The sequence below is a fragment of the Paraburkholderia adhaesiva genome, from assembly GCF_021390575.1.
Lineage (GTDB): Bacteria > Pseudomonadota > Gammaproteobacteria > Burkholderiales > Burkholderiaceae > Paraburkholderia > Paraburkholderia adhaesiva.
Genome location: NZ_JAJEJQ010000001.1, coordinates 641,938 through 658,835, shown reverse-complemented (window position 1 = coordinate 658,835; position 16,898 = coordinate 641,938). Strand labels below are relative to the sequence as shown.

The 16,898-nt window shown below is 62.1% G+C and carries 8 protein-coding genes; 7 read left to right on the top strand and 1 reads right to left on the bottom strand.

What is annotated here, in order from left to right; translation table 11 throughout:
- The first annotated feature begins 293 nt into the window (after nucleotides 1–293).
- The 5 genes from L0U80_RS02990 to L0U80_RS02970 all read left to right on the top strand — a co-directional run bounded on the left by L0U80_RS02990 (nucleotide 294) and on the right by L0U80_RS02970 (nucleotide 3,831).
- Nucleotides 294–650: a hypothetical protein gene (locus L0U80_RS02990; RefSeq protein ID WP_233862432.1), complete on the top strand. Its 357-nt coding sequence runs from the start codon at nucleotides 294–296 to the stop codon at nucleotides 648–650.
- Between the two features lie 94 nt (nucleotides 651–744).
- Nucleotides 745–1,779 carry a ubiquinone anaerobic biosynthesis protein UbiU gene (ubiU, locus tag L0U80_RS02985; protein WP_233862431.1) on the top strand — a complete coding sequence of 345 codons (1,035 nt, stop codon included), beginning with the start codon at nucleotides 745–747 and terminating at the stop codon, nucleotides 1,777–1,779.
- 40 nt (nucleotides 1,780–1,819) lie between these two features.
- The gene (gene ubiV, locus L0U80_RS02980) at nucleotides 1,820–2,707 is read left to right on the top strand and encodes a ubiquinone anaerobic biosynthesis protein UbiV (RefSeq protein ID WP_233862430.1); all 888 of its coding nucleotides are present in this window, start codon (nucleotides 1,820–1,822) and stop codon (nucleotides 2,705–2,707) included.
- A gap of 163 nt (nucleotides 2,708–2,870) precedes the next feature.
- Nucleotides 2,871–3,326, top strand: a complete 456-nt coding sequence (gene ubiT / locus L0U80_RS02975) for a ubiquinone anaerobic biosynthesis accessory factor UbiT (protein WP_233862429.1) — start codon at nucleotides 2,871–2,873, stop codon at nucleotides 3,324–3,326.
- Nucleotides 3,327–3,390: 64 nt separating this feature from the next.
- Entirely contained in the window at nucleotides 3,391–3,831 is a 441-nt protein-coding gene (locus L0U80_RS02970; RefSeq protein ID WP_233862428.1) for a putative zinc-binding protein, read from the top strand.
- 191 nt (nucleotides 3,832–4,022) lie between these two features.
- Here L0U80_RS02970 and L0U80_RS02965 read toward each other — a convergent pair whose 3' ends face one another.
- Nucleotides 4,023–4,961, bottom strand: a complete 939-nt coding sequence (locus L0U80_RS02965) for a glycosyltransferase family 2 protein (RefSeq protein WP_233862426.1) — start codon at nucleotides 4,959–4,961, stop codon at nucleotides 4,023–4,025.
- Between the two features lie 811 nt (nucleotides 4,962–5,772).
- On the opposite strand from L0U80_RS02965, the gene L0U80_RS02960 reads away from it, so the two are divergent.
- Both L0U80_RS02960 and L0U80_RS02955 read left to right on the top strand, forming a co-directional pair.
- Complete coding sequence (locus tag L0U80_RS02960; protein ID WP_233862425.1) at nucleotides 5,773–6,483, top strand: 4'-phosphopantetheinyl transferase family protein; 711 nt, start codon at nucleotides 5,773–5,775, stop codon at nucleotides 6,481–6,483.
- 497 nt (nucleotides 6,484–6,980) lie between these two features.
- Nucleotides 6,981–16,898 (top strand): non-ribosomal peptide synthetase/type I polyketide synthase, encoded by a 9,918-nt coding sequence (locus tag L0U80_RS02955; RefSeq protein WP_233862423.1) that lies wholly within the window; start codon nucleotides 6,981–6,983, stop codon nucleotides 16,896–16,898.

Here is a 16,898-nt window from a genome sequence, read left to right as displayed (position 1 = left end):
CCTTCGCCAGGTCCGCACCGGAAATCTCTAGTCGAAAGTTGCCCCGCACTACTCGCGGCGCCCTCGCGCAGACCTCCCCAATCGTCCAGACAGACCACGTCCAGGCACCAGTCGCGAAGCGAGTCGCGCAAGACGGCATTCCTCGCAGAACAATCCAGATTTTCAAAATCCCTCGTACGTAGAGGGTTATTTCGCAACCTGGTGGATTCGTGATGATTCGCAGGTAACGCACGAGCGGCAACACGACGTTCAAAGACAATAGTCCGCGTCGATCCCCCCCGCAATAATCCCGATTGCCTAGTCCTTACGAACAGGCATACGAATTTAAAAAATTGACGCATATTAATGTCAAGCGTGCACCGACGTTGCAGACTGTCGACTTTGGCGCACGCCTCACCGCCATCGTCGCGATGGTTCAACCGCACTTTTTGTCGAAGACCACCGGCGAACGCGCCGGCATCCGCGGCAAATTTCCATTGACCGTCGGCGACGGCTTCCGCATCCGCTCATCGACATCGGCGCAGACGCAGACGTTCTATTCCGTCACTTGCAATGTTCCCCTTTTTCCTGGTGCTCTCCCCCTGACGCCCGTCCTGCCCGGATCTGCGTCGCGCAGCTGGCATTGGGCTCGATACCGACATTCTCAATGACTTCACTCAGGGAATATGTCGCGGTACTCGTCACAGTGCTTTTGCGATTGAACGCGAGCAATTTCTCTCAAATCTCTTGGAGCGGTCATCTTCTATGACACAAGGCAGTACAGGAAACGATGGTTCGCCACAGATGGAGCTGGTGTGTCCAGCAGGGAGTCTGCCTGCGCTCAAGGCCGCGGTGGATAATGGCGCTGATTGCGTCTATCTCGGCTTTCGCGATGCGACCAACGCCAGAAATTTTGCCGGCCTCAATTTTGACGAAGCCGCCATCCGCACCGGCATTCAGTACGCCCACGACAGGAAACGCAAGGTCTTCCTCGCCCTGAATACCTACCCGCAGCCAACGGCGTGGAAGACCTGGCGCGAGGCTGTCGACCGCGCGGCTCAGTCCGGCGTCGATGCCGTCATCGTCGCCGATGCGGGACTGATTCAGTACGCCAGCGAGCGCTATCCGGACCTTCGCCTGCATTTGTCCGTTCAGGGATCGGCAACCAACTACGAGGCGCTCAATTTCTATCGCGAGCACTTCGGTGTCGTACGCGCCGTTTTGCCGCGCGTGCTTTCCATCACGCAAGTCGAACAGGTCATCGAGAAAACGCCCATCGAGATCGAGGTGTTCGGCTTCGGCAGCCTGTGCGTCATGGTCGAAGGGCGCTGCGCGCTGTCGTCCTATGTCACCGGCCAGTCGCCGAATACCTATGGGGTGTGTTCACCGGCGAAGTCGGTCCGCTGGCAGCAAACGCCGCAAGGCATGGAGTCGCGGCTGAACGGCGTGCTCATCGATCGTTACGCCGACGATGAAAACGCGGGTTATCCGACGCTGTGTAAAGGGCGCTTCGACGTTGGAGGCGAAGACTACTATGCGATCGAGGAACCGACCAGCCTGAACACACTGGAACTCCTGCCGCGACTGATGCAAATCGGCGTGCGCGCAGTGAAGATCGAAGGACGGCAGCGCAGCCCGGCGTACGTGGCACAGGTCACACGAGTCTGGCGAGAAGCCATCGATCAGTGCCGCGCAAATTTGCCGCGATATGCCGTCAAACCCGCGTGGATGGACGAACTCCACAAGGTTGCCGAGGGGCAGCAGCACACGCTGGGCGCCTACCATCGGCCATGGAAATGATGTGCGCGACGCCTTCGTGCCGCATGCAGGAACCGCAACTATGAAAATCGCATTAGGTCCCCTTCAGTATTACTGGTCGCGCGTCGCGACGATGCAATTCTATGAGGCCATGAGTGACGCGCCGGTGGACATTGTCTATCTGGGCGAGACGGTTTGTTCGAGGCGCCATGAATTGCGCCTGCCCGACTGGCTGGAAATCGCCGATATGCTCGCGCAGGCCGGCAAGGAAGTCGTGTTGTCCACGCAAGTGCTGCTCGAATCGGGCAAAGACATGACGACGCTCCGGCAGGTCACGGGCAACGGCCGCTATATGGTCGAAGCCAACGATATGGGCGCGGTGCATTGCGTCGAAAATACTCCGTTTGTTGCCGGGCCATGGTTGAACGTCTACAACTCGCCGACGCTTAACATGCTCGCGGGCGTGGGCGCGAAGCGATGGGTGATGCCGCTGGAATTGGGAAGAGACGCGCTTGCGCAAATGCAGGCAGAGCGACCGCCTGAAATGCAAACCGAAGTGTTTGCGTACGGACGCATGCCGCTGGCGTTTTCCGCGCGATGTTTTACTGCGCGTAACCGGAATCTTCCGCGCGACAATTGCCAGTACGTTTGCATCGATCATCCCGATGGTTTGATGCTCAATACGCGCGATGGTGAGCCATTTCTGGTTCTGAACGGAATCTCGACTCAATCGGCGCGCGTGTACAACCTGATCGGCGAAATCGATTCACTGAAGGCATTGAAAGTCGATGTGCTGCGTCTGAGCCCCCAGTCGCAACACATGGCCGAGATCGTCAAGCTTTATGACGACGTCATCGATGGACGGCTGGACGGTGCGCAAGCGCTGTCGCAAATGCATGCCCTGATGCCGGAAGCGCACTGCGATGGATTCTGGCACGGTATGCCCGGCCTTTCGCGTCGAGCTGGTTGACGGCGGCCGACCCGGCAATCCGGGACGCGTGCGATTCGCATCGCCGGCGCGTTTGTTCGTGACACGTCACACGCTCGACCCTGCCTGATTACCGAATCAGGCGCCCCAGGGGAAGTCTCCATGCTGACTTTCCATAGCATGGTTTATTGAGGAGTTGTTTCCGATGAGCACCGCTTCGTACAAGCTCCCTTCGCTGGTTGGGAAAGCACTGTCGATATTGCCCGCGTGGCCGGGGTCCGTACTGTTCGTCCGTGGCCTCAATATTGCGCTGACCCGGCATCTGCCCGCCGATGCGCTCGACCTGCTGAACGGCCGGCCGCTGCGCATTCAAGTGAAAGATGCCCGCATCGCTTTCGATTTTGTGTGCCGCAATGGCACGTTCGCAGCAGCGCGTCATCAGGGCGAGATCGCGCTGACGATCAGCGCTGATGCCTATGATTTCTTTTTGCTCGCACGAAGGGCGGAGGATCCGGATACGCTGTTTTTTAGTCGTCGACTGACGATGGAAGGCGATACGGAACTGGGCTTGCTGGTGAAGAACTCGCTGGATGCCATCGACTTCTCGGTCTTTTCGCTCGACCGCTTCGAACCGCCCCGCATGTTTCGACGTGGCGAATAGGAGCAGCGAGGTCCGGTCCGTTCGATAAGCTCGCAGGAAAGCCGCAAAAGTCGGAGGTTCCAGAATGAACAGTGAATATAAGTCGTTGCCGCTTGTCTACGCTTGTTCCGGATGCTCGAGCGCGGCTCAGCTGGCCAACCACGTCGCTGTGCGGCTCGACCGCCAGGGCACGGCGGAAATGTCGTGCATCGCCGGTGTGGGTGGTGATGTTCCTGCCTTGTTGAAAGTCGCTCGCGCGGGCCGACCCATTCTGGTGATCGATGGTTGCCCGCTCGTCTGTGCAAAACGGTCGCTCGAACGACACAGCATTACTCCCGACAAACACATGCAACTTGCCGAGTGCGGCGTAAAGAAACGACTGCATGCGGATTTCGATCCGGTCGAGGCCGAGCAGGTCCTGGCGATGGCGAAAGAAGCCGCTGCGAGCCTTGAGCGCGGCGAAAAGAGCAGCACGAGGGCACCGTCCGAGCGCAGCTACAGCGAAAGGGTTCAGCCGGGTCTGTAGAGATCAGGAGTGTGGCGCCGTCCGGACATGCGGGGTCAACTCCAGCCCGGCCACGCGACGGTTTTTCCTGTGCAGCGCGATCTCATTGCTGATTTTTTTGTCTGGACAGATCGTGCCGGCGGGGGGCGAAGCCGGGCACGACTGCCCGAGATGCTTGCAGGGTAAGGAATGCGTAACGCGCACCCCGACGATCAAGTCGAATAATCACCAATCTGGACTATCCGCCTCAACTGTTTGATCCAATCCACGACACCTCGTCCTATAACCAGTCTCACGAACAACAGCATCCAACCTTTGCTCGGAATTTCGATCTCCTTCAATATTATTTTTTCGACAATGGCAAGCCTCACGGCAATACTCATCTTCTTATAGATCAGTACATTGAAGACAAATGCGGAGACATGTTTTTTCGACATCGAGCCGTGATGCTTTTCAAAAAAATCGAGACTTGGCTCACAATTTAGAACCATCGATATTCTGGAGCCCCCCGAAGTCAAATAGTACTCAACCAGAGCATCGTGCAGATAGACGAATTCACACCCAGCCATCTCCGCTTTGATAGCAAAGTCCCAGTCCTGATGGCGACGCAAAGACTCATCGAAGCTGATCATCGGATACTGATGGCGCCACATCATGATCGATGAGGTTTGAATGTAGCCACCCTCCAATAAGATGAAATCAAGCATCGATTGACCATCATAGGGAGAGCGGTTACCGAGGATGCGTCGAGTTCCGTCGTTAAGCAGGACGTTGCTGAACAACACCCTTGCTTCATGCTCGTCAGGTTTAGGCCCGAATGCGGTGACGCATCGTTCGAGTTTGTCAGGGAGCCATCGGTCATCTGCGTCCAGAAAAGCAACGATATCTCCGGTAGCCTCCTCAATGCCTTTGTTCCGGCACCACGCCGCCCCCCGATTCTCGGTTTCGCGAATCAGGCGCAATGCAATGTTGTCGCCGCAGTGACCCGGCAGTTCGAACTGCAACTCCGATGCATCGTCTATGACGATAATTTCCCGCGGAACAATGGTTTGGCTAGAGATGGAATCTATCGCCAACCGAAGCAAGTCGAGAGTCTCGTAGTGCGGAATTATCACACTGACATCATAGGCATGATCCAGATCACACAGCATCCCGCACCTCGAATCGTGAGTTCGGCAACTGACTCGTATGCCGAGCAAAACCGTCCAGTCTGATCCGGCGGGGATTTACTTTCGAAACACCTTCAGTCGCATTTCTATCAGCATCGCCATTTATTACATTTCCATCGGCATGCGTTGCCAGCTTGCGACTCATTGTTTTTCGAGCATCATCGGATTGACGTAGTTGTACAAAACGGCGCATCGCGTCGCAAGGAACCATGTGGCCTCGCTCCTTTGCGGGAGCGCCACAGGTTGAAGGTCGATAGGGTTTTTCAAATATCATCGCACCGTCTCATCGGCAAATGCACGGCATCCGCCTTGGGTGTGTCTGGATCAGCTCACTGAGATACCGGCTACTACGCGGACGCCACGCACAATCACGCCCGCTTCGCATCGGCGCCAGACTCCATGCCATGCGCGACGCATCGAGTTCGTTGTGGACACACACTTACACTTGTGCGGTACACGTACGCCGTCCTGTGCCATCGCATCAACAGGCGCGAAACGCCTTGATGGATCGTAGCGCGGCGCCCTACCCCTGCTCAGTTAGGTGCCCAACAATTCCACGTGAGTGATATCGCTGCAGTTTCTCGCGACTCATCCGCTTTTGACGGCAGGGCCATGAGGGACCGGGGCACGTCCGGTTCCTGATGCGTGGGTCGAGCGGCTCGACCCGAGCGCGTATTGACTATCCAGGCGGCACCCAGGCTTCTGCGAGAGAATCGCACCGGTGGCACGGGGCACCCGGATGCTGTCCCTGTAGAATCAACCCATCTCACCGCCGGTTGAATCCAGGATATTAATGTCCTCTTCCCCCCTTTCGCCGCCCTCTGCGCAGGAAGTGCATGTCTGGCAGTGGGATCTCGATGCCGGCAGCAGCGGTTTTGACGGGTACTGGGAGATGTTGTCGGCGCAGGAGCGCGAGCGCGCCAACAAATTCCGCTTCGAACGGCATCGCCGTCGCTACGTGACAGGGCGCGGCGAACTCAGGCGGATCCTTGGTCGCTATCTCGCACTATCGCCGCAGGCTCTCGCGCTTGGCGTGGGTCAGGAAGGCAAACCCTTCTGCACCAACGAGCCCTCTGGATGGTCGATCTGCTTCAATCTCAGCCACTGCGAAAATTCAGCGGCGCTCGCAATCGCAAACGGTTTCGAAGTCGGCATCGACATCGAGCGTGTCCGCCCGATCGAGGCGTGTGTGCCGCTCGAAATATTCTCTGCCCGGGAGCACGCGCAGTTCGCGGCGTTGCCGGATGCAGAACAGCAAGCCGTATTCTTTGAATCCTGGGCACGCAAAGAGGCCTGCTTGAAGGCGCTCGGCACCGGCTTTATGCTGCCGCCGACTCATTTCGAATTCGATCTTTCTAGCCACGGCGACACAACGCCTCTGATCGTCGGCGGCACGGCGCAGGAAGCGGCGCAATGGCGAGTTCGCGAGTTATCCGCCGGTCCGGACTGCGCCGGAGCGGTGGCGGCGAGGCGCACAGGCTGGTCGATCGTCGAAATGCATTAACCGGCGGCGCCCGCATCGGCCGGGCAGCGCAATCGCCCCGGACGTTCCACTCACGATTGCCGCCATCGCGACATTCAGTGGCCGCGTAGCCGGTCGGTAGCCAACGTTGCGTTTTCCGGCAGGCACGCATTCACGACAAAAAGCAGGTGCTGGGCCAGTCCTGCGATGCACTTGCCGGCACGTTTTATATCGCCCGCTTCCAGGTTCGGGCACACACGTCTGCTAATCTCCGCGCGCCTCAGCGCCTCAACATGATGTGTTGTTGCGTCGCACCGTGTGTGCGACGCCGAACGGATTTATTCCGCCCTGACGTTTACCTTCCACTTACAACGTATGACCCGCTTGGGAGATGTTTCAGGCACGGCAAACCGCGTGCTGGCTGCCCCCGGGAACCGGCCGCGCCATGTGTACGCCTGTTGCGCGCACACATCGCGTGGCGTGGCTCAGTACTGAGCCTTTATAAAAATAATTCTCAAAGAATTGTTTGAGAGGGGCAAATGTCACTCATCGACGGACACTCAGACGACTCGCGGGGCGAAACCCGTCATATACCCGGCGTGATAGCGCGCTTCGATGCCGTTTGTGCGGAATATGCCGATCATCTTGCCGTGATCGACACAACGGGCGAAGAACGTTATGCCGACCTCGGCGACAGTTCGGCCCGTCTCGCGACCATCTTGTCCGGCATGGGCCTGAAACAGGGTGAGCGTTGCGCCATCATGGTTCCGCGCAGTCGCGACACGCTGGCTTTGATGCTCGCGATCCTGCGCCTCGGTGCCGTCTATGTGCCGCTGGACCCGGCCTATCCGCGCTCGCAGCTCGATTTCATCGTTGCCGATTGCGCGCCTAGCCTCATCATCGCCGACCGGGCCGCGCTCGCCAGTGTCGGCGACCTGAACGGAGTCCTGATCGATCTGGCGGAGATCGTGGCAGCGGCGGTGGCCGCCGGTCCGGCTCCGCTGCAGGCGTGCGGTGGCGACGACCCCGCGTACATCATGTACACGTCCGGCTCGACCGGCAAACCCAAGGGCGTAATCGTGCCGCACCGCGCGATTCTCCGCCTCGTACAGGGCCAGACCTTCACCGAGCTATCGCCGCGCACACGCTTTCTCAACCTCGCGCCGCTCGCCTTCGATGCGAGCACGCTGGAGATCTGGGGTCCGCTCCTGAACGGCGGCTGCGCTGCAATCATCAACGAAATTCAGCCTTCGCTCGACACGATCGCAGCCGGAATTGCGCGACTCGGCGTCACGAGCGCCTGGCTCACGACCGGCCTCTTCAATGCACTCGCCGACTATCGGCCGGAAGCCTTTAGTCCGCTAAAGGAAGTATTGACGGGCGGGGACGTGCTGTCGCCCATCCATGTGCGCAAGGTCATGGAGGCGCATCCCGAGCTGCAGATCATCAATGGTTACGGCCCCACCGAGAACACGACCTTCACCTGCTGCTACCGTATTCCGCGCGGCGGCGAGGCCCTCGCAAATGGCGAAGCGATACCTGTCGGCGACGCCATCGCAGGCACGCGCGTCTACATCGTGGACGACAAACTAGTTCCCGTGGGCGATGGTGAAGTCGGCGAGCTAGTCACGGGTGGCGACGGCGTTGCGCTCGGCTACCTCAATCGTCCCGAACTGACGGCTGAGAAGTTCATCGACGACATCTTTTGCCCCGGTGGCCTGCTCTACCGCACCGGTGACCTCGTGCGCCGGCGCGCGGACGGGGCCATCGATTTTTTGGGTCGCAACGACCGGCAGATCAAGATTGCTGGCAAACGGATCGAGCTCGACGAAATCGAACATGCGCTGCGTGTGGCGCCCGGGGTCGCCGATGCGGCCGTGGCTGCCGTCGATGGGCGAAACGGGAAGAGCATCGCCGGCTTCGTGAAGGCCGATGTGACTTCGGCCGCCGTCTTCCTGGACGGGTTACGCGCTCATCTCAAGGCTGCACTGCCCGACTACATGGTGCCGACGGAACTGCGCGTCCTGCCGGCCTTTCCGCTGACGCACAATGGCAAGATCGACCGCAAAGCGCTGCTTGCGGAACTTGATACGCATACCGAAGTATCTGACGCGGCCCAGCCCGTGCCCGACGATATCGCCGGGAAGCTGGCGACCATGTTCGAGGGCCTCCTCGGGCATGCTGTCGATCGCCGCGCGAACTTCTTCGACCTTGGGTTGCGCTCGCTCGATCTGATGCGTGCACACGCCGTCATCGCACGCGACGTGGCGCCCGCGGTTGCGCTGGTGGACCTGTTCCGCCATCCCAATGTCGACGCGCTCGCCGCGCATCTTCGGGCCAGTTCCGGGGCTGCAAACGTGGAAGCAATGCGGAGCCGCCGCGATACGGAAAGCGGGGCGATCGCCGTCATCGGCATGTCCGGGCGGTTTCCGGGTGCGCGCAATGTGTCCGAGTTCTGGGCCAACCTCCTCGCGGAACGTGACTGCATCACGCACTTCGATGTGGCCGAACTGGAAGACAGTTTCGACGAAGGCGCTCGCCGCGACGATAGCTATGTAAAAGCGCGTCCGATTCTCCCGGACGTCGACCGCTTCGATGCGGGCTTTTTCGGCATGCTGGCGCGTGAGGCCGCATTGACCGACCCGCAACAGCGTCTGTTTCTCCAGATCGCGTGGGAGGCGTTCGAGGACGCCGGATACGATCCGGCAACGATCACCGGTGCCGTCGGAGTGTTCGCCGGCACCTCGATGAATACCTACTTCCTCAAACACGTCCTGTCCGACCGTGGGGTCATCGACGAATTCACGAGCCAGTTCCAGATCGGCGAGTATCAAAAGCTGGTCGGGGCCGGCGATTTCGTCGCCACCCGCACCGCGTACAAGCTCGGCCTCACCGGGCCTGCCATATCGGTGCAAACGGCCTGCTCCACCTCGGCGACGGCGATTGCTCTTGCCGTCGAGAACATTCGGGCAGGGCGCTGCGATATGGCGCTGGCCGGCGGCGTGTCGATCACCTTCCCGCAGAAGCGCGGCTATTTCTACGAAGAAGGCGGCATGGGCGCATCCGATGGGGTTTGCCGCCCGTTCGATGCGAACGCCAAAGGCACGGTGTTCGGCAGCGGCGCCGGCGTTGTCTTGCTGAAGCGCCTCGAGGACGCCATCGCCGATGAGGACCCGATCTATGCCGTGATTCGCGGTGTCGGCATGAACAACGACGGTTCCGACAAGGTCGGCTTCACAGCCCCCAGCGTCGATGCGCAGGCTCGCGCCATTGCCATCGCGCATGCCGAGGCCGGCATCGATCCGGCCTCCATTGGCTATGTCGAAACCCACGGCACGGCGACGCCGCTTGGCGATCCCATTGAATTCGCCGGACTCGTGCAGGCGTTTCGCCTCGGCGGTGTCAACGGCGGCCAGTTCTGCGCCCTCGGCTCGGCGAAGGCCAATGTCGGGCACCTCGATGCGGCCGCTGGCGTGACGGGTTTCATCGCGGCGACGCTCGCCCTGCGCAACCGCGTCCTGCCGCCGCTCACGCATTTCCATTCGCCCAATCCTGCTATCGACGTTGCCAGTAGCCCGTTCTTCTTCAACGTCGCTGCCACTCCGTGGGCCGATGGCCCGGCGCCTCGCCGCGCCGGTGTGAGTTCCTTCGGTGTCGGCGGCACGAACGTCCACGTGGTGCTGGAGGAAGCACCTCGCGGGGACGACGCGCGTGAGCAGGTAGAGTCGCTGCAGATACTGCCGCTCTCGGCACGAAGCGCTCCAGCACTCGAACGCGCGAAGGCCGCGTTCGCCGGACATCTCGCTGCCAATCCGGACCTCTCGCTCGCCGACGTGGCCGCGACGCTGCAAACGGGTCGCCGTGCGTTCACGCACCGCACCGTCGTCATCGCCGATAGCGTCGAGCAGGCCGCGGCGAAGCTCAACAAGGGCGCCATTGATGGCCAGGCGCCCCAGGCCACGCCCGCGGTCGTGTTCATGTTCCCCGGACAAGGTGCCCAGTTTCCGGGCATGGGGGCAGCGCTCTATCGCACCGAGCCGGTCTATCGCGAGTGGATCGACAAGGGCGCCGAAGCGCTGGCGCCCCATCTCGGGCTGGACATCCGGACCCTGTTGTTCAGTGAGTCCCCGGAGGGCGACGACACCCCGCACCCCATCCGTTCGACGATCTACGCGCAGCCCGCACTGTTCCTGGTCGAATATGCGCTGGCACAACTGTGGATGTCGCGCGGTATCAAGCCCGCTGCCATGATCGGCCACAGCGTCGGCGAACTGGTCGCAGCGTGCGTAGCCGAGGCGATCGCCTTCGAAGATGCGCTGTACCTGATCGCGAGGCGTGGTGCGCTCATGCAGTCGGCCGAACCGGGCGCGATGCTGGTCGTACGCCTGCCGGAGGCCGAGCTCGCGGCCATTCTGCCCAACGATGTCGACCTCGCCGCGCTCAATGCGCCGACGCTCAGCGTCGTGGCAGGCCCTTTCGCGGCCATCGAGGCTTTCGAGGCCACGCTGAAGACGCGCGATATCGAGCATCGACGGCTGCACACTTCACATGCCTTCCACTCGCGCATGATGTCCGGCGTCGTGGATGCGCTTGCCGGCGTTGCCGATACCCTTTCTTTCGCGCGGCCGAAAATCCCGTACGTGTCCTCGGTGACCGGACAGTGGGCCGCGATGGATCAACCGGTGACGGGACATTACTGGGCCACGCATTGCCGCAATGTGGTGCGCTTCAGCGACGCGCTGAACACCGTGACGGCAGAGGGTAAGCCCCTTCTGCTGGAAATCGGCCCGGGCCGGACGCTCTCGACCTTTGTCATGCAGGGACTGCCCAAGGACCGGCATCAGGGAGCGATTGCCTCTCTGCCTGATTTCGCAACACGCGACCGGGAACTCGCCATCCTCGCCGAGGCGACCGGGCGGCTGTGGCTCAACGGCGTCACGCCGGACTGGAAAACCGTCCAGCCGCAAGCCGGCCGCCGCGTTTCGTTGCCGACTTATCCGTTCGAACCGGAACGGCACTGGATCGACGCTCCTGCACCAGCCTCCTCAAGCCAGCCGACGACGGTTGCCGTGGCGATTGCCGCGCAAAGCCCGTCCGAAGCCATAACCAACGTAGCTCAGACCGCCATGGCCCAAACCGTTCAGATCGACCGCAAACCGCGTCTTATTGCCGAATTGGCGTCGCTTCTCGGCGAGATGTCCGGTGAGGTGCCCGATACGTCCAATCCCGACGTGACGTTCTGGGATCTCGGCTACGACTCGCTGTTCATGGGACAAGTGTCCCGGCAGCTTCGCCGCCGCTATGACGTCACGATCAGCTTCCGGCAGATCATGAGCGACTATCCGACGCTGCCCGCTTTGGCCGCGTTCCTCGATGACACGCTGCCGCCCGATGCGCAACAGCCGGCCGCAGCCGAAGCCGCTTCCGTCACTCCGGCTGCTCCGGTCGCGTCGGTAGCTTCCGTCGTCGCGGCGCCGGTCGCCGTGCCGGCATCGTCGGTGTCCAACGGGGCCGCTGCCCCGATCACGGGCGACATCCACGCGGTCATCCGCGAACAGCTCGCTGCGATGCAGAGTCTGATGGCGCGTCAGCTCGATGTGCTTCAGGGCTCGCCGCAGGCGGTTCAGCAACCCGCAGCGGCAGTCCAGGCCCCAGCCCCGGCTCCGATCGTCACGCCCATCCCGGCTGCGCCCGCGGCGCAGCCCACCGGCCCCGTGATCAAGTTCGACGAAAACCGGCCTACGCGCTTCACCGCGTACAAGCCCGGCGCGACGAATTCGGCGCAGATGACCGATGTCCAGAAGGCGTTCATCGCGGATCTGGCGGCGCGTTACTCGGCCAGGACTCCCACCTCCAAGGCTCGCACGCAGTCCTATAGATCCGTGCTTGCCGATCCGCGCACCGCCAGCGGTTTCCGCGAGGAATGGAAGGAGCTCGTCTATCCCATCGTCGCCCAGCGCTCGAAAGGCTCGAAAATCTGGGACGTCGACGGCAATGAATATATCGACATGGTCAACGGCTACGGTCAGACCGCGTTCGGCCACACGCCTGATTTCGTGGTCGAGGCGGTCAACGCGCAACTGGCCGAAGGCTTCGCAATCGGACCGCAGACCCCGCTTGCGGGCGAAGTTGCCGAGATGTTCGCCGAGATGACCGGGCATCAGCGCGTCACTTTCTGCAACACCGGCTCGGAAGCCGTGATGGCAGCGATGCGCCTCGCGCGCACGGTAACCGGCAAAGACAAGGTGGTCTGCTTCGACGGCGACTATCACGGCCAGTTCGACGAAGTCCTCGTCAAGCCGGGAAGCGAGGCGGGCCAGCCGCGCGCATTCCCGATCGCCCCGGGCATTCCGCAGACCTCCGTGGGCAACATGGTCGTGCTGCCCTACGCCCGGCCCGAAAGCCTCGAGTGGATCAAGGCCAATATCGACGATATCGCCGCGGTGCTGATCGAGCCCGTGCAATCGCGTCATCCCAATCTGCGCCCGAAGGAGTTCGTGCAGCAACTGCGCGAAGTCACGGCGGCCAATGAGTCGGCCCTCATCTTCGACGAGGTCGTGACGGGCTTTCGCGTCCATCCGGCCGGCATGCAAGGCTTGTGGGGCATCAAGGGCGACATGGCGACCTACGGCAAGGTGGTCGGCGGCGGCTTGCCCATCGGCGTGCTCGCGGGCAGCACCCAGTTCATGGATGCGCTCGACGGCGGCCAGTGGCAATTCGGCGACGCGTCGGTTCCCGAAGTCCCACCGACCTTCTTCGCCGGCACGTTCGTGCGCCATCCGCTCGTGCTGGCCGCAATGAAAGCCGTCCTCCTGCATCTCAAGGAAGCCGGCCCGGCGCTGCAGGAATCGCTCGGCGCACGCATGGACGGCCTCGTGCAGCGAGTCAATGCCCATCTGGAGAAGGTCGGCATCGCCGCGCGCGCCGAATCCTTTTCGAGCTGGTTCTACGTCAATCTCGCGAGCGAAGATCGCCTCGGCAGCCTGTTCTATCCGTATATGCGCTACCTCGGCGTTCATATCATGGAAGGCTTCCCTTGCTTCCTGACGACCAGCCACTCGGACGAGGACATCCGCAAGATCGGCGATGCCTTCATCGCGAGCATCGACGCGCTCCAGCGCGCAGGCGTTCTCGGCGGCACGCAGGACACCGCCGTAGCCGTGCCGCAAGCTGAACCGCAACTCACGGAGTCCGCGCTCACCGAGCCCCAGAAGGAAATCTGGATGTCGGCTCAGCAGGGCCACGAAGCATCGCTCGCGTTCAACGAGTCGTTCACGCTCGAACTCAACGGCAAGCTGAACGAAGCCGCCTTCGAGCGCGCATTCGCCGCGACGGTCGCCCGCCACGATGCGTTGCGCGTCCACTTCTCACGCGTCGGCGACACGATGTACGCGGATGCATCGACGACCGTTCCGCTGGTGCCGATCGACCTTTCGGCCCACGCCGATCCGGCCGGCGAACTCAAGGCCATCGTCGACGCGGAAGCGCGCGAGGTCTTCGATCTCACCAGCGCTCCGCTGGCGCGCGCCGCGCTGGTGCGCCTCGCCGCGCAGAAGTGGGCGTTCGTGTTCACGGCCCATCACATCGTCTGTGACGGATGGTCGATCAACGTCATCCTGCGCGATCTGGCTGCCCTTTACGCGACAGAAGTCTGGGGCACGCAGCCCGAACTCGACGAGGTTCAAAGCTTCCTCGCCTACGCGAAGGCACAGGACAAGATCGGCGTCGATGAGAAAACGCGCGACTTCTGGATGAACCTGCATCGCACCCCCGCGCCGCAGCCCGACTTGCCCGGCGACCGTCCACGCCCGGAGCGCAAGAGCTTCAACGGCGCTTCGACGACTCGCCATCTCGGAGCCGCGCTTCTGAAGCAGGTGAAAACCGCTTCCTCGAAGCAAGGCTGCTCGCTTTTCGCCACCCTGCTTGGTGCGGCCCAAGTGCTGTTCGGCCGCCTCTCGGGCAATGACGATGTCGTTATCGCCGCGCCGATGGCGGGCCAGTCGCAAGCAGGAGACGCGCTGCTGGTCGGCCACTGCGTCAACTTCCTGCCCCTGCGCGTCAGGTTCGACCGCGACAAGCCGTTCGCCGCGCACATGAAGGCGGTACGCGATCACCTCTACGATGCAGGCGACCGGCAGAACTACACGTATGGCGCGCTGGTGCGCGATCTCGGCATCAAGCGCGATCTGAACCGGCTTCCGCTGACCGATCTTCAGTTCAACCTGGAGAAGGTGGACGGCGAACTCGACATGGCGGGCGTGACCACGCACTTCACGCCGAACGCGAAGGCCTATAGCAACTTCGATCTGTTCCTGAACGTGATCGAATCGGCGCAGGGCCTGCGTCTCGATTGCGACTTCAACACCGACGTGTACGACGAGACGACGATCCAGCGCTGGCTCGGCTACTACGAAACGTTGCTGACCGCGATCGCACGCAACGCCGAAACACCGGTCGCCGCACTGCCGCTCCTGAACGAAACCGAAATCCAGTACCTTCGCGACGAACTGAACGCCTCGCAGCGCAACTTTGCTCTTTCGCAGACGACCCCGGCGATGATTGCCGCGCAGGCTGCGCGAAGCGCCGATACGACGGCCGTGTCGGACGAAACAACGAGCCTCACCTATGGCGATGTCGATACATACGCCAGCCATATCGCGGGAAGGCTCGTGGCTGCCGGTATCGCGCCGCACTCACGCGTTGCCATCGCGATGGAGCGGACTGCGATGACCTTGGCCGCGATGATCGGCGTGTGGAGAGCCGGTTGCGCGTATGTGCCGCTCGACATGACGATGCCGCCGGCGCGCCTGCGCCAGATCCTCGATGCGGCCGACATCGCTGCCATCCTCAGCGATGATGGAAGCCGAGCGGTGCTGGAGCCGGGCGAACATCGCGTGCTGGAAGTGGAGGCGCTCCTCGAGGAAAGCGACGACGAGGCCGTGACGTTGCCGATGGTGACGGATGCGGATTCCGCCTATGTGATCTTCACGTCCGGCTCGACGGGCCAGCCCAAGGGCGTGGAAATTCCCCATCGCGCGCTGACCAACTTCCTGTTGTCGATGGCGCAGGAGCCGGGCTTTACGGTCAGGGATCGCATTGTCGCGGTCACCACGTTCTCCTTCGATATCTCGGGTCTCGAACTGTTCCTGCCGCTCATCGCCGGTGGGCAGACTTTCATCGCGGGCCATACCGAGGTGCGCACCGGCTACGAGCTGGTGGCCCGGCTGAACGAAGAGGCCGCCACCATCGTCCAGGCGACGCCGTCGCTCTGGCGCATGCTGCTGGAGGCTGGCTTCAAGCCGCCGAAGGGTTTCAAGATCCTTTGCGGCGGCGAGCCGTTGCCGCGCGATCTCGCCGACGATCTGCTGGCGACCGGCGCGCAGGTATGGAACCTCTATGGCCCGACCGAGACGACGATCTGGTCGTCTGCCTCGCGTGTAGTCGCGAATGAACCTGTGGTGATCGGCGCGCCAATCGCCAATACGGACCTGCATGTGCTGACCGACGACCTGCACCTGGCGCCGGAGGGCGTGAGCGGCGAACTGTGGATCGGCGGTGAAGGACTCGCGAAGGGCTATTTCAACCGTCCCGACCTCACCGAGGCCGCGTTCCGTTCGATCGCCATCGAGGGCGCCGCGCCGCGTCGCCTATATCGCACCGGCGATCTTGCGAAGCGCCTCGCCGACGGCTCGCTCCAGCACCTCGGCCGTCGCGACCAGCAGATCAAACTGCGCGGTTTCCGCATTGAGATCGAGGATATCGAGGTCGCATTGCGCCAGGCACCCGGCGTTGCCGCGGCCGCCGTCGCATTGCATACCGTGAGCGGCAGTCCTCGCCTTGTCGGCTACATCGTCGGGCCTGCGTTCGACAAACCCGACCAGAGCGCGGTCGCGGCGCATGTTGCCGCGCAATTGCCAGCCTACATGGTGCCGAGCCTCTGGATGACGCTCGACGCACTGCCTCAAACCAGCAATGGCAAGCTCGACCGCAAAGCCCTGCCCGTGCCGACACCGGACATGGTGGCCACACCCGTGCGCCAGCCGCATGCTGCGCTCAAGGTGGTTCCGCAGGCCCCGATGCCGATTGAACCCGCAGCGCCCGAACAGGATCCGGCGGAACCCGTGGCAACGGAATCGGCACCGACCGAACCGGCGGTCATGACGCCAACACAGTCCACCATCGCTGCGATCTGGGGAGAAGTACTCGGCCTCGAGTATATCGATATCGACCAGCGCTTCTTCAGCCTCGGCGCGGACAGCCTCCAGCTGTTCCGAATCGTCGCGCGGATGAACGAACGCGGGCTCGGCGTCGACGCCCGGCAGCTCATGAAGAACGTGACGATCGCCGAATTGGCGGCGAGCCTTGACGGCTCACCGACGCATGAGCCGATCGAAACGCCCGCCGTGGCGAGGCCGTCGATCCTCAACTTCAAGCGCCGGATTGCGGAGGGAGCCTGA

Bases quoted from the DNA above. Each gene is read 5' to 3' on its own strand.
- ubiU (WP_233862431.1), top strand. From the start codon at position 745: ATGACACAAGGCAGTACAGGAAACGATGGTTCGCCACAGATGGAGCTG.
- ubiV (WP_233862430.1), top strand. From the start codon at position 1,820: ATGAAAATCGCATTAGGTCCCCTTCAGTATTACTGGTCGCGCGTCGCG.
- ubiT (WP_233862429.1), top strand. From the start codon at position 2,871: ATGAGCACCGCTTCGTACAAGCTCCCTTCGCTGGTTGGGAAAGCACTG.
- L0U80_RS02970 (WP_233862428.1), top strand. From the start codon at position 3,391: ATGAACAGTGAATATAAGTCGTTGCCGCTTGTCTACGCTTGTTCCGGA.
- L0U80_RS02965 (WP_233862426.1), bottom strand. From the start codon at position 4,961: ATGCTGTGTGATCTGGATCATGCCTATGATGTCAGTGTGATAATTCCG.
- L0U80_RS02960 (WP_233862425.1), top strand. From the start codon at position 5,773: ATGTCCTCTTCCCCCCTTTCGCCGCCCTCTGCGCAGGAAGTGCATGTC.
- L0U80_RS02955 (WP_233862423.1), top strand. From the start codon at position 6,981: ATGTCACTCATCGACGGACACTCAGACGACTCGCGGGGCGAAACCCGT.